A 23,029-nucleotide genomic window follows, 5' to 3' on the forward strand; every position below is an offset into this window, starting at 1 on the left:
TGAGCACATCAACACCAAAGCGAGAATCTGAAAAGACTTTCATGGCACCATTGACTTTATGGGCTTTGACTTTGGCAAATTCTGGACTATTGTTATCAGCGATGTTTTCATCATAAGATAAGATTTCAAGATAGAAGGGGATGTCTTCAGCCTGACACTCCGAACCGATACGTTCGATATAGGCTTGTTTTTGATCGTTAACAGCTTTGTCCCCATCTACATCATAATAGAGCAAGAATTTGACAGCATCAGCGCCGGCCTCTTTGATGCGTTTGGCTGACCACACATCCAGGCAGTCTGGAAGACGGCTTGTTGTGGTGGCATCGTAGCCTGTTTTCTCGTAAGCTAGGAGTAGTCCTGCTTCTTCATGACGGACTTTAGTCGCTGGAAGACCATATTCAGGGTCCAGCAAGATAGAAGACGCATAAGGTGTTAATTCCTCTGATACCAAGCTTTTGAGCTCTTCGATTTGGTCAACAGTTGGTTCTGTCTCTTGGTGTTTAGCCATCATGCGTTTGAGTGCCCCACGTTGGTCAAAGGCTAGGGCTGAAATCACCCCATTTTGACTCAGACGTTCCATAGCTTTGCGTTTGTTTTCGGTTAGTGTTAAAACCATTTTTAAACCTCTCTTACTACCAATTTTTGATATAAGTTATCATAGTTAGCCATATTAACATGACCTGTTGTTTTTTCTTGCGCATTAAGCATCCCTAAGACATTGGCTTTGGTGAGGAGTGCTTGATCATCTTCATGATTCGCCAATCCTGATGCAATACCAGCTACGGTAGAGTCCCCTGATCCAACGGGGTTAAGAACCTCAATTTTAGGGATATCAACCTTGTAAAAAGTATCATAGTGTTTAGCAAAAGCGCCGTCTGCTCCTAAAGAAACAATGATCCACTCAATACCAGCAAATAAAGGTTGATTCAAAACAGCTTTTAGGTCATCGACATCTTTGCTCACTTCACGTTCCAAGAGTTGTGCCAATTCATCGCGATTTGGCTTAATTACCGTTGGTTTATCATCCCCCTCTAAAACAGACTTCAAAGCATTTCCAGAGCAATCCAAGACTGTTTTTTTACCGAAGGCATTGGCTAAACGGATGAGACGCCCATAGTAATCATCCGGCATCCCTGCTGGCAGACTTCCTGACATCGTCACCACATCAACACCATCTAAGATATATTTGAAATGATTAACAAAACCATCAGCTTCATCAGGATCAACTAGCGGGCCTTGCTCAAGAATTTCAGTCTGCTTACCATCATGTAGGATGGCGATACAGTTTCTCGTATCACCAGCAATTTTGAAAAAGCGTTTTTCAATGGTTTCCGGAAGATGATGAACAATGAAGTCACCTAGTTCACCACCAATACAACCACTTGCAGATACAGATTCACCTAAATCATTAAGCACTCGAGCCACATTTAGCCCTTTGCCACCAGGTGTCTTTCTAACATCAATGACACGATTGACAGTATCTATAGCCAAATCTTCTAACTGGTAGGAAATATCAATCGATGGGTTCAATGTCACTGTTAAGATCATAGTTACTCCTTTTAATCAATCTTTTTCGCCCCAAAAAGAGACCAATTACCAGAATGATGTCTCCAACAAATACTCCAGATTAATCCCCTAATGGTTTCCATCACTTCGAAGGAAATTTATCACAAATGTACTAGTCGTGATATTCACCACGGTCCCATTTTTCTAAGAACTCGTCAAAGAAATGGGGATCTTCCTGACCCTCATGGTGTGTTTCAACATGAGCGATTTTAGCGATTAATTTTTTATTTTCTTCAGTTTCTTTATACTCCGCATTGATAAAGGCATCAATGATATCATGCATCAACAAACCACCGGTAATTTTACCACCAAAACCGATGACATTAGCATTGAGTTCCTCCTTGGCATAAAGTGCTGTTGTCAAATCACGCACCAAGGCTGAGCGAATACCATTAACCTTATTAACAGCATTGTTAATACCAACACCTGTTCCACAGATACAAACCCCAAGATCAGCTTCACCCGAGGCTACAGCTTCACCTACTTTTTTACCAAAAATAGGGTAGTGTGTGCGGGTATTATCATAAGTTCCAAAATCAAGAACCTCATGCCCTTTTGATTTCAGAAAATCCGAAACTTCCATTTTTTCACGCGTTACAATATGATCGCATCCAATTGCTATTTTCATGGTCGAGCCTCCTTATCAGTCCATTTTGTTCAGCATATCTACACGAATTTGGTGGCGACCACCATCGTAATCCGCTGAAATGAACTCTCGAGCAATATGCTTAGCCAAAGTTTCACCGACAAGTTCCACTCCAACTGTGATGATACGCGCATTATTGTGTTCACGCGTCATGTAGGCAGAGCGTTCATCTGAAACTTCGGCAGCAATCATCCCCTTAACCTTAGTAGCTACCATAAAAGGACCTGCTCCAAAGGCATCAAACATGATACCTAGATTATCATTCGCCTTGTTCACTTCTGTGACAACTGCTAACGTGTTATCCACAAAGTCCTTATCAACATCTGAGACATCAATAACATCATTTCCTAACTCAATTAAGTACTCTTTGACAATGTCTTTAAGCTTACTCCCATGTGCATCGGCACCTAGTATAACTGACATAGGTTCAACCTCCATAATATTTTTGACTACACTTACATTATAACAACAAAACAAACATTAGTCAACATTATTATTTGTGTAATGTTTGTTTCTGTTTGTGTTTTTTTCTTTATGAGATGACCTACTTATGCTATAATCATAATGTAAAGAACACACAGTTAGTTAGGGGGAAATCATGTTAAAAAAAGAACGATTACTACGCATCGTTGATAAAGTCAATGAGAGAGGCATTATTACGATTAGTGATATAATGCAAGATCTTAATGTCTCGGATATGACGATTCGCCGTGATTTAGATGAGTTAGAAAAAGCTGGGCAATTAACAAGAATACATGGAGGAGCTCAAAGCTTAAACAGCCCTTTACCAACCGAACGCTCAAACTCTGAAAAGCAAGGTTTACAAACTAACGAAAAAAAAGAGATTGCTTCGCTAGCCAGACAGTATGTCAGCAACGGTGATACGATCTTCATTGGTCCTGGTACTACTTTAGAAGCATTTGCTCAACAATTGAAAGAGTACCATATTCGAATTGTCACTAATAGTTTACCCGTTTTTGATATCTTAAAAGAATGTAAGACAATTGACCTTATTCTCTTAGGTGGAGAGTATCGTCCAATTACTGGGGCCTTTGTTGGTAGCATCACACAAAAAAGCATCGATAACCTATCGTTTTCCAAAACCTTTGTCAGTGCTAACGGCATTAGTGCCATGAAGATGGCTACCTATAGCGAGAGTGAAGGCCTCATCCAGCGACTAGCTTTGGATAAATCTATCGAAAAATACCTTCTCATCGATAGTAGTAAATTTGATAAATTCGATTTCTACGATTTTTATAACTTTGATCAATTAGATAGAATCGTCACGGATTCGCAGTTATCCGAAGAACAGTTCCAAAAGTTTAGCCCACACGTTGCCATCACTAAAAATTCATAATAAAAATAACAACCTTCCTAGAATTATTTTCTAGGAAGGTTGTTATTTTTATCATAAAGTATCTCTGACCACTCGGAAACTTAAATTCGAGCTGGTAGATGCTGCTGTGTTCCCATTTCGAGCTGCTACGCGATAACGATTACAGTAACTACTATGGCATAGAAACGAGCCTCCTCGAATAGCATATTCATCATCTCCAACTAATTGGTGGTTTTGCCAAAAATCATTTGAAGATGTCTTTTGGAAACTATCTAGTGGAATTTTGCTAGGATTAGCGCACCATTCCCAAACATTTCCAATCATTTGATAGAGTCCAAAACCATTTGAATCAAAAGCATGAACTGGTGCTGTTCCCAAATAACCGTCAACTAAGGTATTCTCTCCCGGAAAGACCCCCTGCCAAGTATTAGCCATTAAGCGACCTTCCGGCTCCAAGTCATTACCCCAGGGATAGCGCGTATCTGTCCCACCTCGTGCTGCGTATTCCCACTCTGCCTCTGTTGGCAATCTTAACCCTGCCCATTGACAATAAGCAAGGGCATCATTTCTGGAAACGTGGACTACTGGATGATTCATTCGACCCTCAAGATTACTTTCCGTACCCTCTGGTCGATCCCACTTAGCTCCATCGACCACAAGCCACCAGGGAGTTTGTGGCACAGAAGGATAATTCTCTCGCTTATTTTCTGGAATTAGTAAGTAAAAAACAAAAGAATTACCAAAACGCTCTGCATCTGTTACATAGCCTGTTTCTTCGATAAACTTAGCAAATTCTTCATTTGTAACTGGTGTCTCAGACATTTCAAAATCATTAATAACGACTCGGACTCGCGGATTCTCCTTATCAAAAGGTGTCCCTTCATCGTATTGATCCCCCATTAGAAAATATCCTTCAGGTATTTTTTGAAACTTCATTATACTTCCTCCTATGCCAATACCCGTGGTATATAGTAGACCATCTCATCCAAATGCGTTATAAAGACCTTTAAAAATGACTGATAACCACAAAGTTGTGCTTTTTCATCAATAAACATGACATCTCTCATTCGATAGCAACCACCACGACATATCGTTTTAAATGGACAATTCTGACAAAAAGTATTTATCTCACGCCTACGACAAAGAAAGTTCTTAGAGCGCTTACTGAGTAAAAGAGATTTAAGGCCTTCTTCACAAATATTACCTAATTTATAATCATCTAGAACATAAAAATCACAAGGGTAAACACCACCATCAGCTTCTATAACAAATTGTATTTGACATTGTCCCAAAATACCACAAGCCGTAACTTTTCGGTTAATAAGTAATTGTAAAATATCGTCAAATAATTTGATACTGATATACTGTCCTTTTTTCAAATCTTTAAACCAATAACCAAATAAGGTCTTGTAAAAACTTTGAAATCGACTTGGTGTTAACTGATATGGTGTTTGTTGATTTGTCTCTAAGTCTCCTAAACATGGAATAAACTGCACATGACTAATGTGATTTTCTTTTAAAAAGCGGTAAACACCTCTTGCATCTTTAGCAAGACTATTAATTAGAACACATAAGATGTTGTAATCAATTCCATATGCATCGAACAAATATTTGGTTTTCATGACACGCTTAAAGGTACCTCTACCCTTACGATCCACTCGATTTAGGTCATGGTGTTTTTGCGTACCATCAATAGACAAGCCTACCAGGAAGTCATGTTCTTTCAAAAACTGACACCACTTATCCGTTATCAAAGTTCCGTTCGTTTGAAGGGAATAATGCACCGTAACCCGTTTATACTTTTGTGCCTCCGAAACTAGTGCAATAAAGTACTTGAAATAAGACAACCCCGCCATAGTAGGCTCTCCGCCTTGAAAAGCAAAGGTCATGTCGTCTCCATCCTCTAAATCCTTAAAGATATTGTCAACTAAGTGCTTAGCTGTATCTTTTGTCATACGTCCATAGGATGCCACCTCCCGTAGTGAACACACATCCGCGTAAAAACAGTAACGACATTTAAGATTACACAGAGAGGAGGCAGGCTTTATTAAGACCGACAATCGCTTCATAACCCCTTCCTTTCTAGCTCGCATTTTTTAGCGCAAATCTAAGCGGTCTAGCTGTTCCTCAGGTGCTTCATGATAAGCCAATTCTTCAACCAACTTCCCTTGAAGCTCTTTTTCAAGTCTTAAATCATCTATCGGATAATTTTGCCCTGGATCTTTTTCCAAATCAAATAAAAGACTATCTTTTGTAAAATCACTCATATCAGGAAGACCATCTAGTATAGCTGCCTTTTGAATCGGCACTTTATAAACTGGAAAACGACTGCGTTTTAAGAAAGGTCCCATTTCAATCTCCTCTGGATTGCTTTCACCTAAATAGTGGCGAATTGTTGTCGGAATACCAGCGTACTCAAACAACGGGGAATTTTCTTTATTTGGTGCTCGGAAATAGGTATAATGGCCGTCCGTAATGTTCATAGTAATTCCATGAGCACCGTACAAGGCATACCGTTTTTTAGAATCCCTACCTTCAATTAGTGGCAACCAAGATTCTCCACGAACATCCTCTGGAATATCAATCTTATGGTAATCCAGTACTGTTGGCATAACATCAATGTTCTGGGTCACATGATCAATTCGTTCTCCTCTCAAACGATTATCGACATCTTTTACAAAGAGCGGAATTGCTGCTAGTTCATTAAAATTATGCATGTAATTTTTCCCAAAAAGTTCGCGTTCTCCCAGGAAATACCCATGATCTGATGTCACTATTAACAAGGTGTCATCATACATGTCTAGCTCTTTTAATTTCGCAATCAATCGTCCAAAGTGGACATCTGTCATCGTCATCAATGCTGCATAACGTTTTCGAATATAGTCCACCGCCTCTTCCGGCACATCAACTGCTCCATAATTCGGTGTTTCAAAATAAGGTCCAGTATAAGCATCATCATAGAGTTTCATGTACTTACTTGGAACATCAAACGGTTCATGGGGATCGAAAACTTCCACTTGGAGAAAGAAATTATCCTCACCTTTATTATCCTCCAGCCAATCCATAGCTGATTTAAAGGTTCGTGGGGTAGGATAAGCATCTTCATTCTCATACCATTTTTCTCTATTTGCTTGATACTGCTTACGTAATTTTCCATAATATTGCTCTGGCATCCACTCAGGGTCTCGGATATGAGATACCCAAGGATCTCCCTCTTGACCACGCTGAAAATCCCAAGAAATAAATTGGTTAATATACCCCTCACCGCCCAAACGGAAATAATGTGTATGGTCTGTAGTCAGATGAGAAAAAACGTTGTGTTTTTGAAGGACTTTAGGTAAGGTCACATCAAATGGCTCAATCGGCCCCCAAGAACGCTCTAAAAAATTGAGACGACCTGTCATCAAGTCACGACGTGCCGGCATACAGGGTGTGGACCCGATAAAATGATTATCGAAGGTAATAGCGTCTTCAGAAAACGCATCAAGATTGGGTGTTGATACAAAGGTCTCTGAATTATAAGCTTTTAGAAAATCCTTTCTCAGTGTATCCATCAATACTAAAATAGTTCTCATTTTTGGCTCCTTTAAGCTAAAATACAAAAACAAATAAGCAACTCCGAAATCTCAATTCAGAGCTTTGGAGTTGCTTATCATGTCGAATCGTTTATACCAAAATTTTAAAGTAAGATAGCACAATCGCAATACCAATTAAAGCAAAGATAATTGCCACAACATGCTTACCGTTCCACTTTTTGATAAAGTACAAACAAAGTAGGGTCAGGAGTAATGGCAACATATTGGGAAGAACTTGATCAAGCATGTCTTGGATCATTACTTTTCCATCACCCTTACCAAAGCTTATTCCCAGTTTAACACCAACTGTTGATGTTATCAAGGCACCAGCAACCATAACCCCCAAAACATTAGCAGAAGTTGTGATACGGTCAAGAATTTTTTTACCATTATTAGAACTTAGAAGCTCCTTACCCTTGCTATATCCAAGATGAATACCATAGTATTTCAACGGAAAATATAAAAAATTAATCAATAGAAACATCAAGATAGGACCTATAAAGTTACCTTCAACCGCAAATGATGCTCCAATACTACCGGCAATGGGGTACCAGGTAAAGTTTAATAAACTATCTCCTAAGCCCGCTAGAGGCCCCATCATTGAAGTTTTTACTGCAATAACAGAATCTTTTTCATCTTCTTCCGTTGTCTCTTCTAGGGCAGCAGTAATCCCTAAAATAAACGGAATTAAAACAGGGTGGCTATTAAAGAATTCCAAATGCCGTTTTTGGGCATTAATACGCTCTTCTTCTGGACGATCTTGATATAGACGCTTTAAAACAGGTGTTAGAGCGTACAAAGTACTCAAACTCTGGAGGCGTTCATAATTATGAGAGAATTGGATTAATTGTGAGCGCCAAAACATCTTATTAAGATCACTTTTTTGAATTTTATTGGCCATTATAAATCAAACTCTCCTTCCCCTTCAGCGATAATAACGTTAGAGTCCGTTTCTTCTTCAACTTCCTTTCCTTCACCGCCACCACGATTCATCAAAATATCGTAGAGAGCCGCTGCTGCAAGTGCAAATGAGGCGACACCGATTGTAGATACTCCCATAAAAGTTGCAAGTGCAAAACCGAGCAACAAGAAAATCCACATGTTTTTCTTAAGCATCATAGCCAACAACATAGCAAGACCAACAGCTGGAATTAGCTTAGAGGCAATCGTCAAACCTGTCAAAATGAATTCTGGTATGATGTTAAGCACAGCCTCAACAGCTGGTGCACCAAAGAAAACTGCAATAAACACTGGCACGGCACGACTTAGAAAGAAGAATAGTCCTCCTAAATATTGTAATTTATCAATAGCACCAAATTTCCCGGATTCAACTGTTTTATCGGCCGCATGTACTAAACCAACATTTGTCGTCATAATAATCATAGACAGCTGCTGAACCAACAATGCTACAGGAATCGCTACTGCAACACCAGCAGCTTCGCCACCACCGGACATAATTCCAATAGCTACCCCAACAATACCTCCTGAAATAACATCAGGTGGTTGATAGGCTCCAACATTATTTGTTCCTAACCACATAAGTTCTAGGGTTCCTGAAATGATCAACCCTTGGACAGGATCGCCAAGTATAAACCCTACAACTACTCCAGCTAATAGCGGTTTACGAAAACCTAAGTGTGGGCCAAACTGATCAAGCGCACACAGACCCGACCAAATTGCCACAAGTAAAGCTTGTATAAACATCACTATTCTCCTTTCGTTATTTTAAAATATTTTTTGATTGCAGTAAAATTCTAGTTCTCAAATCAACGTTTTATAGTCAACCCTAGGATCTTTAGGAACCATCTGAACATTGATATGAATACCTTTTGATATTAAATCACGAAAAGCCTGATCTTCTTCTTCAGTCACTGAAATTGCTTTTTCAAGTCGCTTACGGCCATCACGATAACGCATTCCTCCAGCGTTAACTTCTGAAATATCTAATCCCTCGTCCACCAAATACTTGATGTCAATAGGATTTGTAAACAAAAGCATGGTACGTTTTTTGATTTGACTTTTTTTCATTACTTCTGCAAATTGTTTAACACCGAACATAACAACTTTAACGCCTTCTGGCACTGCAAAATTTGCTACTTGATGTTGAACAGGATCATTTTTAGCTTCATCATTAATAATCAAAATTTGCTCAATATCATAATTACGTGTCCAAGTTGTAGCCACTTGTCCATGAATAAGACGATCATCGATACGTACAAGTTCAATAGCCATAATGAATTCCTTTCTTATAAATCAAATTCCTCTTCTTCCTCTGAAGGAGTCGCATATTCCACAAGACTAATAACTGATTCCTTATGAGAAATAATATATTCCTTAATTGCTTCTGGACTAGATTCAGCCATCATAAACGTTTCTAAGAGTATAGGTAGGTTGAAACCTGCAATGATAAAAATATCTGGCCTCTCTTCCAAAAATCGATAAGAAGCATTAAAAGGCGTTCCTCCCAAAATATCTGTCAAAATCACCCATTGGTCATCAGGATATTTGGTAATTGTTTCCTTTATCTCTTGTAAAGCCGACTGAATGGTTGAATCAACAGTAATGCTTAGTATTGATACCTGCTCTTGTTGACCTAAAATCATCTCAGCGCTCTGAACGGCACCTTGAGCCATAGGACCATGACTCATGACTAAAAATCTCATTTGGTCACTTCACTTTCTTTTTTATTTACAGGTATATTTTAACACATGACTATGTAGTTGTAAACGCTTTTTTGTTTATTTTTTTTTATTTTTGTTGTTTGTAAAGTTTAAAAAATGTTCTTTGAGAACATTTAATTAATACAGGTATCAATCGGTTCATACAATCAAAAGTATCATTATATATTATTGTCTATTTTATAACAAAAGACTTCTATCAGATAAGAATTTCAATTCTTATCTGATAGAAGATACATAAATTACTTATTACTTGTTTCAATACTTCCTAAACCGCTCATACCTTTCCTCCAACAGTTGCTCTAATGGCAATTGTTTAAGATAAGCCACTTCTTTGATCAAGTTTTCTTTCAACATATCAGCGATTTCACTTGAAAAATAACCATGTTCAGGTATAACTTTATCAACCACACCCATATTAAGTAATTCCCCAGCAGTGATCTTCATTAACTCTGCAGCTTCGGGCGCACGACTACCATCTTTCCATAAAATAGAGGCAAAACCTTCTGGACTGAGAACGGCATACATGGTGTGTTCTAACATCCATACACGATCAGCAAGAGCTAGTGCCAAGGCACCACCAGAACCACCTTCACCAATAATAATGGCGATAATAGGCACCTTGAGATCACTCATCTCAAGCAAGTTCCTGGCAATAGCCTCACCTTGCCCACGTTCTTCTGCACCGACGCCTGGATAAGCACCAGCGGTATTAATAAAGGTGATCACAGGACGGCCAAACTTTTCTGCTTGCTTCATGAAGCGCAGTGCCTTACGATAGCCTTCGGGATGAGGTTGTCCAAAATTACGATGCAGGTTATCTTGTAAATTTTTTCCCTTTTGAATGCCTATAACCGTGACTGACTGACCGTCTAAACGAGCTAAGCCAGCAACGATGGCGCCATCATCTGCGAACTGACGATCGCCATGTAGCTCTATAAAGTCATCAAATAAGGCCTCAGCATAATCCAAAGTAGTCATGCGATGCTGATCACGCGCTTCTTTTAAAATTCTCGATACATCACTCATGACACACCTCCATGGAAAGCTAAGAGCTTAGCAATCACTTGTGGCAAATCTGTTCGTTTGACAATCTTGTCCACAAACCCATGTTCTAAGAGAAACTCTGCTTTTTGAAAATCTTCTGGCAAGTCCTCTTTCACTGTTGTTTCAATCACACGACGTCCTGCAAAACCAACCAAGGTTTGAGGCTCCGCTAGGATAATATCCCCTTCCATGGCAAAGCTAGCCGTCACACCTCCAGTGGTAGGATCTGTCAAGACTGTTAAGTAAAAGAGCCCTGCCTTAGAATGGCGTTTGACCGCTGAAGACACTTTAGCCATCTGCATCAAAGACATGATACCTTCTTGCATCCTGGCACCACCAGAAGCTGTAAAGATAACAACTGGCAGTTTTTCTTTGGTTGCCAATTCAAACAAACGCGTGATTTTCTCACCCACAACTGTTCCCATGGAGGCCATGATAAAATTAGCATCCATGATAGCCAGTGCTGTTTTTTGTCCCTTAATGTCAGCCAATCCGGTCAAAACAGCTTCATCTAAGCCCGTTTTTTCACGTGCCTGAGCTAACTTTTCTTGGTATTTAGGAAATCGTAAAGGATCTTTGGTATCAATACCCGAAAATAATTCTTCAAAGCTTCCCTCATCAGCTGTAATAGCTAAGCGCTCTAAAGCCGAAATTCTAAAATTATAAGAACAGGTCGGACAGATTTTAGCCATTCCCAAGTCCTTTTGATAAATCAAATGTTTACAAGCAGGACATTTAGCAAAAAGTTCATCAGGAACCTCTGGCTTAGGTGTATTATCTCCCTTAAACGAACGATTGGGATTGATTCTAAAATACTTATCCTTCTTATCAAATAAGCCCATACATTACCTTTCTAGTCAGTCAAGGTTTCTTCTTTCTGATAATCTGGTAAAAATTGCTCCATCAAGAAAGACGTATCATAGTCACCAGCAATCACATGTTGATCTGAAATCAAGTCCAACTGGAAATCTGCATTAGTGACCAAACCTTCCACTTCAAATTCATAAAGTGCCCGTTGCATCTTCATGAGGGCATCGAAACGATTTTCCCCATGCACAATGATTTTGGCTATCATACTATCGTAGTAAGGAGGAATCGTGTAGCCATTATAAACGGCAGAATCTACGCGCAAGCCAACCCCTCCAGATGGTAAATAGAGATCTGTGATTTTTCCTGGACTTGGGGCAAAGTTGAACTTGGGATTTTCCGCATTGATACGACATTCAATAGCATGACCAGAAATAACAACATTTTCTTGTTTAACTGATAGTGCTAATCCCGCAGCAATCTTAATCTGCTCCTTGACGATATCAATCCCTGTTACAAATTCTGTCACAGGGTGCTCTACTTGAACACGCGTATTCATTTCCATAAAGTAGAAGTTTCCTGAGCGTTCATCTAAGAGAAATTCGATGGTCCCAGCATTGACATAAGAAACAGCTTTAGCAGCACGAACCGCCGCATCCCCTAATTCTTGGCGTAATGTTTTACCAATCGCCACAGAGGGACTTTCTTCTAAGACTTTTTGGTTATTACGCTGCAAAGAGCAGTCACGCTCTCCTAGATGAATAACATTACCAAAAGTATCCCCTAAAATCTGCACTTCGATATGGCGCGCTGGATAGACCACTTTTTCAATATACATGGCACCATTCCCAAAAGCAGCCAATGCTTCTTGTGAAGCTGATTCAAAAGCCGCAGCCAATTCATGTTCTTCTTCAACTTTACGAATCCCCTTTCCGCCACCACCGGCAGATGCTTTTAGCATAACTGGGTATCCAATTCGGCCAGCAATTTCGAGGGCTTCATCAGCCGTATGAACTTCCCCATCAGACCCAGGAATGACAGGAACACCAGCTGCGATCATCTCTCGACGCGCATTGATTTTATCCCCCATCTTATCCATGACCTGTGCAGAAGGACCGATGAAACTAATATTCATCTCCTCACACATCGTAGCAAACTTTGAATTCTCACTTAAAAAGCCAAAGCCTGGATGAATGGCTTCGGCTCCAGTCACAATAGCAGCCGATAAGACAGAACTCATATTTAAATAGGAGTCTGTCGAACGTGCTGGCCCAATACAAATAGCCTCATCAGCCAAAATTGTATGAAGGGCATCCTTATCAGCTTCCGAATAAACAGCAACCGTGGCAATTCCTAATTCACGCGCCGCACGAATAATCCGTACCGCAATTTCACCACGATTGGCAATCAGTAGCTTTTTAAACATTTGATTTCTCCTTTACCACAAACCTAGATTAATAGATTTGTTAAAAGTTCTAATTTCCAATAGCAAAAGTCAGTGTCCCACTGGCAGCCAATTTTCCATCAACTTCAGCTTTAGCTTCCACAACAGCAATGCTGCCTCGACGTTTGACAAACTTAGCTGTCATCACTAACTGATCCCCTGGAACAACCTGTTTTTTAAACTTAACGTTATCCATGCCAGCGTAGAAAACTAATTTACCCTTGTTTTCCTCTTTAGATAATTCTAAAACACCGGCTGTCTGCGCCAAAGCCTCCATAATGAGGACCCCCGGCATGACCGGATAGTTTGGAAAATGCCCATTGAAGAAAGGTTCATTAATCGTGACATTTTTGATGGCGACAATCTCATCATCGCTAGCTTCCAACACACGGTCAACCAAAAGCATGGGATAACGATGTGGTAGCGCCTCACGAATAGCCTTTATATCGATCATTTTATACGTACCAATCCTTGTCCATACTCAATCACGTCTTCGTCGGCAACTAAGATTTCCGTCACCACACCATCACAAGGTGCTGGCACTTCATTCATGACTTTCATGGCTTCAATAATCATCAAAGTTTGTCCTTTTTTAACCGAGTCGCCGACAGAGACAAAACTAGGCTTCCCAGGAGCCGGTGCCAAATAAGCCACACCAACTAAGGGACTTTCCACAAGATCCCCTTCTGCAGTTTGAGATGATTGAGAATCAACTTGAACCACAGCTGCTTCTGAGTTAATATCCGAAGTCACCACTGCCTGATTAACTTGTTCTGAAACAAGACTAGCTGGCGCTGATACTGGCAATTCTTGACGCTCATTTTTGCTAAAACGCAATTCATTACCATCTTGTTTAAACGAAAATTCACGAAGACTCGATTGATCAAATTGAGCCATCAAATCCTTAATTTCTGAAAGATTCACCTTTAATCCTCCCAACGCTTGAAGGCAAGAACCGCATTATGTCCGCCAAATCCAAAGGTATTGGAAATGGCATAGCGAACATCTGCTTGAAGGCCTCGCCCCATCACGACATTGGCTTCTATATCTTCTGATAATTCTTGAGTCCCTGCTGTCATATGAATGAAGCCGTGACGCATACTTTCAATGGTTGCAATAGCTTCAACAGCTCCAGCCGCACCTAATAAATGTCCTGTAAACGACTTGGTCGAAGATACAGGGACATCTTTACCAAGTACCGCAACAATAGCCTGGCTCTCACCTTTTTCGTTGGCCTGAGTTGACGTACCATGAGCATTGACATAATCCACATCGCTTGGCTCGATACCAGCTTCTGCAATCGCTAACTTCATTGCCTTAGCAGCACCTGAACCGTCTGGAGACGGACTAGTCTGATGATAAGCATCACAAGTATTACCATAGCCCACGATCTCAGCCAAGATAGTTGCACCACGCTTTTGAGCATGTTCTAAGCTCTCAACAACCAATATACCTGAGCCTTCTCCCATAACAAAACCATTACGGTCTTTATCAAAAGGAATCGCTGAACGCGCAGGATCTTCTGTCGTTGATAAGGCAGTCAGAGCATTAAAACCACCGATACCAATTTCATTGATAGCACTTTCAGATCCTCCTGCTAAGACAACATCTTGGAAGCCAAACTTAATTTCACGAAAAGCCTCACCAATAGCATCATTAGCAGAAGCACAAGCTGTTGTAATTGATTTACAAACACCATTGGCACCAATACGAAGGGCAATATTACCAGCTCCCATATTTGAAAGGGCCTTAGGAATAAACATGGGCTGAATACGTTTCATGCCTTTCTCATGCATACGGATAATTTGCTCCTGCATTTCTTGGAGACCACCGATACCAGACGAAACAATAACTCCGACACGATCACGATCGACCGTCTCCATATCGAGACCTGCATTTTCTAATGCTTCCAAAGTCGCATAAATGCCATAAAGGGAGTACATATCCATCCGATTTTTATCTTTACGTACAAAATATTTATCAAATGGAAAATCCTGAATTTCCCCAGCATTGCGCACAGGAATTTCTGACGTATCAAATTTTGTAATTGGTTTTATACCAATTGTACCAGATTCTAAGTTTTTCCAAAACTCTTGAGGTGTATTTCCGATAGGCGATGTGACACCATACCCTGTAATCACGACACGATTCGTTGACATAACTTCTCCTTTATTCCGTTTCTAGACAGCTATCTTTACTCAAGCTTGAGGTCAATCAGATTTAAACAACAACCTTTAAATCATGGTCATCCCGCCATCTATGGCAATGACTTGCCCCGTCAGATACTCTTGCTGCGCTAAAAAGACTACCACTTGAGCCACTTCCTCAGGCTTTCCAATGCGTTTCATTGGGATTTGTCCCAAAATCACATCTTTCATTTTCTCAGGGATAGCATCTGTCATGTCTGATTCAATAAAACCAGGCGCAATAACATTAACACGTATCCCACGCGCAGCAACTTCTTTAGCCACCGATTTTGAAAAGCCAATTAAGCCAGCCTTGGAAGCCGCATAATTAGCTTGACCAACATTACCAATCAAACCAACCACAGATGAGACATTGATAATCGCTCCTTGACGCGCTTTAGTCATTGGCTTCAAGACAGCCTGCGTCATATTAAAGGCACCTGTTAAATTGATTTTTAGAACCTTCTCAAAATCGGCTTCCGTCATCTTCAACATCAACTTATCATTAGTGATCCCAGCGTTATTAACAAGAATATCAACACTACCAAGCTCGCTGATAACCTCATCAATCATACGTTTAGCATCAGTTTCCTGCGAAATATCACCTGAAACACCTATAACTTTTACACTATAATCAGCAAATTGAGCTAACAATTCTTCTGAAATAGCCGAACGCCCATTTAAGACCACATTGGCGCCAAGTCGCGCAAATTCATGAGCTATGCCCAATCCAATCCCACGAGTAGATCCTGTTACAAAAACATTTTTCTCTTTAATTTCCATCTTTTCCTCACTCACAGATTAAGTGCTTGCTCCAAGGTCTCTTGATCATTGACAGCGATCGTTTGGAGATTTTTATCAATTTTTTTAAGAAAGCCAGATAACACTTTCCCAGGTCCGACTTCAATGACTCGGTCGACACCAAATGATTGAATGGCAGTTATTGATTCATAAAATCTAACCGGTTCCATTACTTGACGTGCTAACAAAGACTTAATGTCATCTTTTCTCATAATTTTAGCTTCAGTATTGCCAACCAAAGGGAGCTTAAAGTCACTGAACGTCACCTTTTCTAGCACTTCTGACAAACCATGACTAGCTTGCTCAAGCAGAGCAGTATGAAAAGGACCTGAAACTTGAAGAGGAACCATGCGTTTGACACCTGATTCTTTCAGAAGTTCGACTGCCTTGTCGACCGCAGTCATCTCGCCTCCAATAACGATTTGTTGAGGCGTATTATAGTTGGCAGGACTCACCACCCCCAGTTCAGATGCTTTCTGACAAGCTTCTTCAATGAGTGAGGCATCTGTATTCATCACAGCCACCATTTTGCCACTCCCTGCTGGTGCTGCTTCTTCCATTAACTGACCACGCTTAGCAACCAATTTTAAGGCCGACGCAAAATCAAGAGCTCCCGAAGCTACCAAAGCCGAATACTCACCCAAAGAAAGGCCAGCCACAATATCTGGCTCGAGATCTTTAGTGACTAATAACCGATATATGGCAATAGACGTCGTTAAAATGGCTGGTTGAGTATATCGTGTCTGATTGAGTTTATCTTGATCTTCATCGATTAACTGACGAAGATCATAACCTAATATCTGACCGGCCTGGTCAAAGGTATCTTTAACAATGTCAAAATGCTCATATAAATCACGCGCCATACCTAAACTTTGGGCACCTTGTCCAGCAAATAAAAAGGCAGTTTTTATCATCATTTCTCCTCAATTTAGTCTAGAAGATCAGCCCAGCGTTTAGCCTCATTGGCGATAACCGCTTTAGCACCTGAATATAAATCTTCTAAAATCTCAGCACAAGTTTCTTCCTTGCTGACCAGACCAGCAATTTGACCGGCCATTACCGAACCATTAACAACATCACCATCAACAACAGCATTTCGAAGAGCACCTGCTCCTAGCTCCTCAATTTCTTCAGCTGTTTTTTTTCCAGCAAGAAAATCTTTTTCAGCTTGGCTGTAGACAGTGGCTAATTTATTTTTAATGGCACGAACAGGATGTCCCACTACAGAAGCCGACACAACGGTGTCGATATCCTTAGATTTCAATACTTTATCTTTAAAAGCTTGATGAGCATTGGATTCTTTAGCGACAACAAAACGTGTGCCAACTTGAACAGCATCAGCTCCCAGCATGAAACCAGCTGCCATACCACGACCATCTGCGATACCACCCGCTGCAATCACAGGAATATCAACAGCTTCCGAAACTTGACGAACCAAGGTCATTGTCGTCAACTTGCCGATATGACCACCTGCTTCCATGCCTTCTGCGATAACCGCATCAGCACCCAATTTCTGCATCCGTTTAGCTAGAGCTACACTGGGAACAACTGGGATAACTGTAATCCCCGCTTGATGGAAACGTTCCATATATTTCCCAGGGTTACCCGCACCTGTTGTGACAACCTTAACACCTTCCTCAATGACCAAATCCACAATATCATCAACAAATGGTGATAAGAGCATAATATTGACACCGAATGGGTTGTCGGTCATAGCCTTAATTTTATCAATATTAGCTTTAACAACTTCCTTAGGGGCATTTCCACCTCCAATAATTCCTAAACCGCCGGCTTTAGAAACAGCACCGGCAAGGTCGCCATCAGCCACCCAGGCCATACCACCTTGGAAAATCGGATATTTAATCTTTAAGAGCTCTGTAATACGTGTTTTCATAAACTATCTAAACAATACTTTCTATTTTAAATGATTTGACAATCAAATTATATAGTTAAATAAGAAGGAGTAAGAAGTACTCACAGACTACTGCGAGCATTTACCTCTCACCCCTAATACATTATTTTGTTTTTTCTTCAACGTAAGCAACCAAGTCACCTACAGTGTTAAGCCCATCTTCTGTTTCAATTTGAATATCAAATTCATCTTCGATTTCTGAAATCACTTGGAAAACATCAAGAGAATCAGCATCAAGATCATCAAAAGTTGTTTCCAACTTCACTTCTTCTGCTTCTTTACCAAGTTCTTCAACGATAATTTCTTGTACTTTATCAAATACTGCCATGCTTTTTCTCCTTAAGAAAATAAATAAAATATATAAATGTGCTATAAACACAAAGTTAACTAAATTTTAACAATTAGATTTCCCCATGTCAAACCTCCACCAAAAGCAGATAGTAAAATGGTTTGGGTACCATCTAATCTGATCAGACCCTTCTCAACATTTTCTGATAGTAGAATCGGGATACTAGCGCCACTAGTATTACCATATCTATCCATGTTGGCTAGAAAATTATCACGATCAACAGAAATTTTCTTCGCCATTTTATCTAGAATTCTGATATTAGCCTGATGAAGTAACAAATAATCGACCTCTTCCGGATAATGATCCAACATTTGCCGAATACTTTTAGAAACTGTTCGAATAGTGAAATCAAAAACAGCCCTACCATCCATTGTTAAAAAAGATGGCTCTTTTTTGACTATCTCCTGAAATGGTGACGATAGATTTTTCCGACCGGACTGCAGGTTCTGCCATTGACTACCGTCAGTATTCAGAGACTCTACCAAAAAGTGTTGTCGATCCGATTGCTCTAGCAAAACACCGCCGGCGCCATCTCCAAAAAGAACCGCTGTCGAGCGATCTGACCAATCCAAAACCTTTGACATCACCTCAGCTCCGATAACAATACCCTTTTGATAAGCTCCAGATGCCATAAACTTTTCAGCTGTTGCCAGGGCAAACACAAATCCACTGCAGGCTGCAGTTACATCAAAAGCAAAAGCATTCTGTGCTCCCAGATTTCCCTGAACTTTAGCAGCTACAGAAGGCATGTTATGATCTGGAGTAATAGTCGCTATAATAATAAAATCAAGTTCTAAAGGACTTAAACCGGACTTACTTAGTAACGATTCAGCTACTTTAGTTGCCAAATCGCTGGTATCCTCATGCTCGGAAATGTGTCGCTGACCGATACCAGTTCGACTTCTAATCCACTCATCACTTGTATCTAAAATCTGTGATAAGTCATCATTAGTCACTATACGACTTGGAGCATAATGAGCCACCTGTGTCATTTTTGCAAACCCCATTATTTTAGGTCCTCCAAAAATTGATTTAAGTTTTTTAGCCCTCGTTCCATCACTCTAAATTCATCATCATCAAGACCATCTGTAATCTTTTTGACCATATTCATATGAAATTTTTGATGCAATCGATATAACAGGCGACCTTTTTGCGATAAGGTCAAATGAACCACTCGCCGATCCACATTAGAACGTGTCCGGATAATATACCCTTTCTGTTCTAGCTTATTCAGGCTAGTTGTTACTGTACCAAGTGTTACCATTAAAGCCTTCGCAATATCACTTGGTGTCGCGTTAGGAGTATTACCAATTTGATCAATAGTATGCATCTCTTTAATAGAAACATCACTAAATCGACTGGTTTTTAGGCTTGCTTCTTCAATAATAAGAACATTGTTAAAAATACCAACTAGGTAGTCATTGATTTCCTTATAATCCACAGAAACAACCTCCATAAACTTTGACTATCAAATTATATCAAAGGTGAAATTATTTTGCAAGATTTTTCTATGAAAACACTGGCCACACTCATCAATCAAATTGACCACTTCCTGTAAATACCGGACGACGTCTCTCAGCGTGTGCCCTAACCCCCTCCTTAAAGTCATCCTGAAACGCTAAGCGCTCTTGCCATTCTAACTCTTTGTCAGCATAAGCAGCCCAATCTGAGAAATAACTCTCCCAAACAAGTTTTTTCATAGCTGCATAAGAGTTAAAAGAACCACGTTTGAGACGTTTAATCAATCTTTCCTTGCTCTTAACTAGCTGATCAGAATCACAAACTTTGTAAACAAAACCATAGGCTTCTGCCTCTTCAGCTGAAACTGCCTCACCTGTCATTGCCAACTGAATCGCTCTATTAAGACCAAGAGATCGAGTCATCAAATAGAAACCACCTGCATCTGGGGCTAGCCCCACATTAACGAAAGCTTGTATAAATTTTGATTTGTGGCTAGCAATACAGAAATCAGCTGCCAAAACCATATTAAAGGCTGCACCTGCAACAGCACCATCCGTACAGAAAATAACCGGCTTCGGAAGTTGTTTTATCTTTAATGAAATCTCCTGAACCAATTGCGCAATTGCCACTAAAGATACAATATTATCTTCAGCTACAGCTTTTTCCATTTCAAGCAAGTCACCACCAACAGAAAAAACTGCTCCCTCTGCCTCAATAACCAACATTTGAACTTGAGTATCGTTCTTGACATTCTCAAATACATCCAGAATCTCTTGACACATAGGGATGTTAAAACCATTATTGGCATTGCTACGGTTAAATACTAAAGTAGCAACCCCATTCTCTAGGCTATATTTAATTGTATGATAAACCATTTTGACTCCTTTTATTTGAGTATTAAATAATTTTATTATCAAAGTATATCACAAAAAATGATTTTAGCAAATAAAAATTGAAGTTTGTTCAACCAATAACAAAGTAAAACATTAGTTTATAGAAGAAACAGTTGAAAATAGTCTGAATTTTGTTATACTTATTCCTAATACAGTCTATATTGGGGGAAATATGAAGGTTACCAAATTTGGAGGAAGCTCACTGGCTTCAGCAGAACAATTAACAAAGGTGTTAAATATCATTAAAGAGGACACAGAAAGACGTTTTGTGGTGGTATCTGCACCTGGAAAAAGAGAGACAAGCGACACCAAAGTCACAGATGCCTTAATCCAATATTATGAACATTACATCAATAAACAAGATACCAGTGCCGATAAGTCATGGATCATTCAACGCTACCAGGATATTATTGAAGAACTAAACCTCGATAACGCGATCTTAACGACAATTTCTGAGGCCATCGAACAATTAGAAACTCTCCCTATTGAGGATAATCCTTATCTTTACGATAGTTTCTTGGCAGCAGGTGAAGATAATAATGCTAAGCTAGTGGCAGCATTTTTCCAAAAAAATCAGCTAAATGCTACCTATCTTCATCCCAAAAAAGCGGGATTAATGGTTAGTAAGGAACCAGGCAACGCAAGATTGTTGCCGACAAGTTACGATTTAATCAAAAAATTACGCCAAGGAAATCAAATTTATATTATCCCTGGCTTCTTTGGAGTTACTGAAGATGATCATATCTGTACATTCTCAAGAGGTGGATCTGACATTACAGGATCCATTATCGCTGCCGGCGTAGAAGCCGATCTCTATGAAAACTTTACAGATGTGGATGGTATTTTTGCCGCACACCCGGGTATTGTCCACGAACCGCATTCGATATCAGAATTGACTTACAAAGAGATGAGGGAACTTGCCTACGCTGGATTCACTGTTCTACATGATGAAGCTTTAATCCCAGCCTATCGGGCAAAAATTCCATTAGTCATAAAAAATACGAATAATCCCTCACATCCCGGTACCAAAATCAGCCTAGAACATAGTCGCTCCCAAACTCCTGTCGTTGGTATTGCCGGCGATGATAAGTTCGTCAGCATCAATATCTCCAAATATCTCATGAACCGGGAAATTGGATTTGGTCGTAAAGTCTTACAAATTTTAGAAGAACTCAACATCCGCTGGGAGCATATCCCAACAGGCATAGATGATATATCAATTATATTAAGAGAAAGAGAACTCTCAGGTATCAAAGAAGCTAAAATTGTATCATTCTTGAAGAACGAACTTGATGTCGACTATCTCGAAATTGAACGCGACTTATCAATCATCATGGTAGTTGGGGAAAATATGAAAAACCATGTTGGTATTATGTCAACAGCTACTAAAGCTTTAGCAGAAAATCACATCAACATTGAAATGATTTCACAGGGATCCAGCGAAGTGTCTATCCTGTTTGTCATCAAATCACAAGAAGAAAAAGAAGCAATCCGTGTTTTATACCAATCTTTTTTCACCAACTAAGTAATTTAACAGACACTTCAATAAAGCTACCATCACCAGCAGTAAGGATAGACCAAGAGTAACAGCCATTTTATTACACTAACTTCCTACACCATCTGTATTTTCATCCACGATTCCAGATAAACTATCTAAGGTATCTTACTAATAAGCCTCTCACGCTAGTCTTTGTGACTTCTAGCGTAAGAGGCTTTTTAACTTGTCAAAATCATAGATCTAGATAGGCCGCACTAGGGCCCTACTTCCCATCTTCTAGCCACAACTGACGGAACTGCCTTAATAAGGCTTGACGCCCCTTAAACGGTTTACCACTTACCAATAACCCAACCTTATACTGTTCAGACTCTGGTAAAGTCGCCCTAAGACGATCTAACTGATCAAATAGGACAACCTTCTCGTCTAAAGCCAGACCTTTTTGCGCAATCGCATGGCTTAATGTCGATACCTCTTCATAAGGCAAACGGTTCAGACGGCGCTTATGGCTCTCCTGGGATCGTAAAACATCTTTCAAGTAGTTGGAAAACTTTGTCTTAAAACAGGCAAAAAATAACCTGGCTTCTCTTAAACAGTCCGGTTTATCATCAATCAAACGAAACAAACAGATCATCGCTTCTTGTTCCCAATCAGACGACTCCCACAATTGGATATGATATTGACGACGTAATTTAAAAACAATAGGCTTAACGCATTGATACAAACTCTCAAAAGATAACTGATTTAAAGGATAATTTTCCATTACTTGATATAACCTCATTTCTTATGGATGAGTCTAGTATAAGAAAAAGAGTCTCTCAAGACCATGACAT

General features: G+C 39.8%; 27 protein-coding genes. 2 read left to right on the plus strand and 25 right to left on the minus strand.

Annotated elements, in window-relative coordinates; translation table 11 throughout:
• The 4 genes from G574_RS0109615 to lacA form a co-directional block, all read right to left on the minus strand.
• A partial coding sequence (locus G574_RS0109615) for a tagatose 1,6-diphosphate aldolase (protein WP_029692008.1) occupies positions 1 to 616 on the minus strand: 616 nt, incomplete at its 3' end.
• 2 nt (positions 617 to 618) lie between these two features.
• Positions 619 to 1,548 carry a tagatose-6-phosphate kinase gene (locus tag G574_RS0109620; RefSeq protein ID WP_029692010.1) on the minus strand — a complete coding sequence of 310 codons (930 nt, stop codon included), beginning with the start codon at positions 1,546 to 1,548 and terminating at the stop codon, positions 619 to 621.
• A gap of 130 nt (positions 1,549 to 1,678) precedes the next feature.
• A complete protein-coding gene (lacB, locus tag G574_RS0109625) occupies positions 1,679 to 2,194 on the minus strand; it encodes a galactose-6-phosphate isomerase subunit LacB (RefSeq protein ID WP_029692011.1) in 516 nt (171 codons plus the stop codon).
• A 15-nt stretch (positions 2,195 to 2,209) separates the two neighbouring features.
• The gene (gene lacA, locus G574_RS0109630) at positions 2,210 to 2,635 is read right to left on the minus strand and encodes a galactose-6-phosphate isomerase subunit LacA (RefSeq protein ID WP_029692012.1); all 426 of its coding nucleotides are present in this window, start codon (positions 2,633 to 2,635) and stop codon (positions 2,210 to 2,212) included.
• A gap of 175 nt (positions 2,636 to 2,810) precedes the next feature.
• Here lacA and G574_RS0109635 point away from each other — a divergent pair, with 175 nt between their 5' ends.
• Positions 2,811 to 3,569: a DeoR/GlpR family DNA-binding transcription regulator gene (locus G574_RS0109635; RefSeq protein WP_029692014.1), complete on the plus strand. Its 759-nt coding sequence runs from the start codon at positions 2,811 to 2,813 to the stop codon at positions 3,567 to 3,569.
• Between the two features lie 51 nt (positions 3,570 to 3,620).
• Here the strand turns inward: G574_RS0109635 and G574_RS0109640 are convergent, their stop codons facing one another.
• From G574_RS0109640 to fabM, 20 genes are all read right to left on the minus strand, one after another.
• The gene (locus tag G574_RS0109640) at positions 3,621 to 4,484 is read right to left on the minus strand and encodes a formylglycine-generating enzyme family protein (protein ID WP_029692015.1); all 864 of its coding nucleotides are present in this window, start codon (positions 4,482 to 4,484) and stop codon (positions 3,621 to 3,623) included.
• A gap of 11 nt (positions 4,485 to 4,495) precedes the next feature.
• Positions 4,496 to 5,617: a radical SAM/SPASM domain-containing protein gene (locus G574_RS0109645; RefSeq protein WP_029692016.1), complete on the minus strand. Its 1,122-nt coding sequence runs from the start codon at positions 5,615 to 5,617 to the stop codon at positions 4,496 to 4,498.
• Between the two features lie 27 nt (positions 5,618 to 5,644).
• Positions 5,645 to 7,123 carry a sulfatase gene (locus tag G574_RS0109650; RefSeq protein WP_029692017.1) on the minus strand — a complete coding sequence of 493 codons (1,479 nt, stop codon included), beginning with the start codon at positions 7,121 to 7,123 and terminating at the stop codon, positions 5,645 to 5,647.
• A 91-nt stretch (positions 7,124 to 7,214) separates the two neighbouring features.
• Positions 7,215 to 8,024 (minus strand): PTS system mannose/fructose/sorbose family transporter subunit IID, encoded by an 810-nt coding sequence (locus tag G574_RS0109655; RefSeq protein ID WP_029692018.1) that lies wholly within the window; start codon positions 8,022 to 8,024, stop codon positions 7,215 to 7,217.
• Positions 8,024 to 8,827 carry a PTS mannose/fructose/sorbose/N-acetylgalactosamine transporter subunit IIC gene (locus G574_RS0109660; RefSeq protein WP_029692019.1) on the minus strand — a complete coding sequence of 268 codons (804 nt, stop codon included), beginning with the start codon at positions 8,825 to 8,827 and terminating at the stop codon, positions 8,024 to 8,026. The genes G574_RS0109655 and G574_RS0109660 overlap by 1 nt, the downstream gene beginning before the upstream one ends.
• A gap of 57 nt (positions 8,828 to 8,884) precedes the next feature.
• The gene (locus tag G574_RS0109665) at positions 8,885 to 9,355 is read right to left on the minus strand and encodes a PTS sugar transporter subunit IIB (protein WP_029692020.1); all 471 of its coding nucleotides are present in this window, start codon (positions 9,353 to 9,355) and stop codon (positions 8,885 to 8,887) included.
• Positions 9,356 to 9,369: 14 nt separating this feature from the next.
• Complete coding sequence (locus tag G574_RS0109670) at positions 9,370 to 9,786, minus strand: PTS sugar transporter subunit IIA (protein ID WP_084677600.1); 417 nt, start codon at positions 9,784 to 9,786, stop codon at positions 9,370 to 9,372.
• Positions 9,787 to 10,059: 273 nt separating this feature from the next.
• Positions 10,060 to 10,830, minus strand: a complete 771-nt coding sequence (locus tag G574_RS0109675; RefSeq protein ID WP_029692022.1) for an acetyl-CoA carboxylase carboxyl transferase subunit alpha — start codon at positions 10,828 to 10,830, stop codon at positions 10,060 to 10,062.
• On the minus strand, positions 10,827 to 11,690 hold the full coding sequence (gene accD, locus G574_RS0109680) for an acetyl-CoA carboxylase, carboxyltransferase subunit beta (protein WP_029692023.1): 864 nt from the start codon (positions 11,688 to 11,690) through the stop codon (positions 10,827 to 10,829). Before accD ends, G574_RS0109675 begins: the two co-directional genes overlap by 4 nt.
• 11 nt (positions 11,691 to 11,701) lie before the next feature.
• Positions 11,702 to 13,081 carry an acetyl-CoA carboxylase biotin carboxylase subunit gene (locus tag G574_RS0109685; protein WP_029692024.1) on the minus strand — a complete coding sequence of 460 codons (1,380 nt, stop codon included), beginning with the start codon at positions 13,079 to 13,081 and terminating at the stop codon, positions 11,702 to 11,704.
• A gap of 49 nt (positions 13,082 to 13,130) precedes the next feature.
• Positions 13,131 to 13,553 carry a 3-hydroxyacyl-ACP dehydratase FabZ gene (gene fabZ, locus G574_RS0109690; protein ID WP_029692025.1) on the minus strand — a complete coding sequence of 141 codons (423 nt, stop codon included), beginning with the start codon at positions 13,551 to 13,553 and terminating at the stop codon, positions 13,131 to 13,133.
• Entirely contained in the window at positions 13,550 to 14,023 is a 474-nt protein-coding gene (gene accB / locus G574_RS0109695; protein ID WP_029692026.1) for an acetyl-CoA carboxylase biotin carboxyl carrier protein, read from the minus strand. Before accB ends, fabZ begins: the two co-directional genes overlap by 4 nt.
• Positions 14,024 to 14,025: 2 nt before the next feature.
• Positions 14,026 to 15,258 (minus strand): beta-ketoacyl-ACP synthase II, encoded by a 1,233-nt coding sequence (gene fabF, locus G574_RS0109700; protein WP_029692027.1) that lies wholly within the window; start codon positions 15,256 to 15,258, stop codon positions 14,026 to 14,028.
• Between the two features lie 75 nt (positions 15,259 to 15,333).
• Positions 15,334 to 16,068, minus strand: a complete 735-nt coding sequence (gene fabG, locus G574_RS0109705) for a 3-oxoacyl-[acyl-carrier-protein] reductase (protein WP_029692028.1) — start codon at positions 16,066 to 16,068, stop codon at positions 15,334 to 15,336.
• A gap of 11 nt (positions 16,069 to 16,079) precedes the next feature.
• Positions 16,080 to 17,000, minus strand: a complete 921-nt coding sequence (gene fabD / locus G574_RS0109710; RefSeq protein ID WP_029692029.1) for an ACP S-malonyltransferase — start codon at positions 16,998 to 17,000, stop codon at positions 16,080 to 16,082.
• 14 nt (positions 17,001 to 17,014) lie between these two features.
• Complete coding sequence (gene fabK / locus G574_RS0109715; RefSeq protein WP_029692030.1) at positions 17,015 to 17,980, minus strand: enoyl-[acyl-carrier-protein] reductase FabK; 966 nt, start codon at positions 17,978 to 17,980, stop codon at positions 17,015 to 17,017.
• Between the two features lie 121 nt (positions 17,981 to 18,101).
• Positions 18,102 to 18,326, minus strand: coding sequence for an acyl carrier protein (locus tag G574_RS0109720; RefSeq protein ID WP_017769735.1), 225 nt, complete (start codon positions 18,324 to 18,326; stop codon positions 18,102 to 18,104).
• Between the two features lie 59 nt (positions 18,327 to 18,385).
• A complete protein-coding gene (locus G574_RS0109725) occupies positions 18,386 to 19,354 on the minus strand; it encodes a beta-ketoacyl-ACP synthase III (protein WP_029692031.1) in 969 nt (322 codons plus the stop codon).
• A complete protein-coding gene (fabT, locus tag G574_RS0109730; protein WP_017769737.1) occupies positions 19,354 to 19,788 on the minus strand; it encodes a fatty acid biosynthesis transcriptional regulator FabT in 435 nt (144 codons plus the stop codon). The genes G574_RS0109725 and fabT overlap by 1 nt, the downstream gene beginning before the upstream one ends.
• 91 nt (positions 19,789 to 19,879) lie before the next feature.
• Complete coding sequence (fabM, locus tag G574_RS0109735) at positions 19,880 to 20,683, minus strand: trans-2-decenoyl-ACP isomerase (RefSeq protein ID WP_029692032.1); 804 nt, start codon at positions 20,681 to 20,683, stop codon at positions 19,880 to 19,882.
• Between the two features lie 190 nt (positions 20,684 to 20,873).
• Between fabM and G574_RS0109740 the strand changes: the two genes are divergently transcribed.
• Positions 20,874 to 22,226 carry an aspartate kinase gene (locus G574_RS0109740; RefSeq protein WP_029692033.1) on the plus strand — a complete coding sequence of 451 codons (1,353 nt, stop codon included), beginning with the start codon at positions 20,874 to 20,876 and terminating at the stop codon, positions 22,224 to 22,226.
• Between the two features lie 235 nt (positions 22,227 to 22,461).
• On the opposite strand, the gene G574_RS0109745 is transcribed toward G574_RS0109740, so the two are convergent.
• Complete coding sequence (locus G574_RS0109745) at positions 22,462 to 22,959, minus strand: hypothetical protein (protein ID WP_029692034.1); 498 nt, start codon at positions 22,957 to 22,959, stop codon at positions 22,462 to 22,464.
• Between the last annotated feature and the right edge of the window lie 70 nt (positions 22,960 to 23,029).

The organism is Streptococcus hyovaginalis DSM 12219 (assembly GCF_000420785.1).
Classification (GTDB): Bacteria; Bacillota; Bacilli; order Lactobacillales; family Streptococcaceae; genus Streptococcus; species Streptococcus hyovaginalis.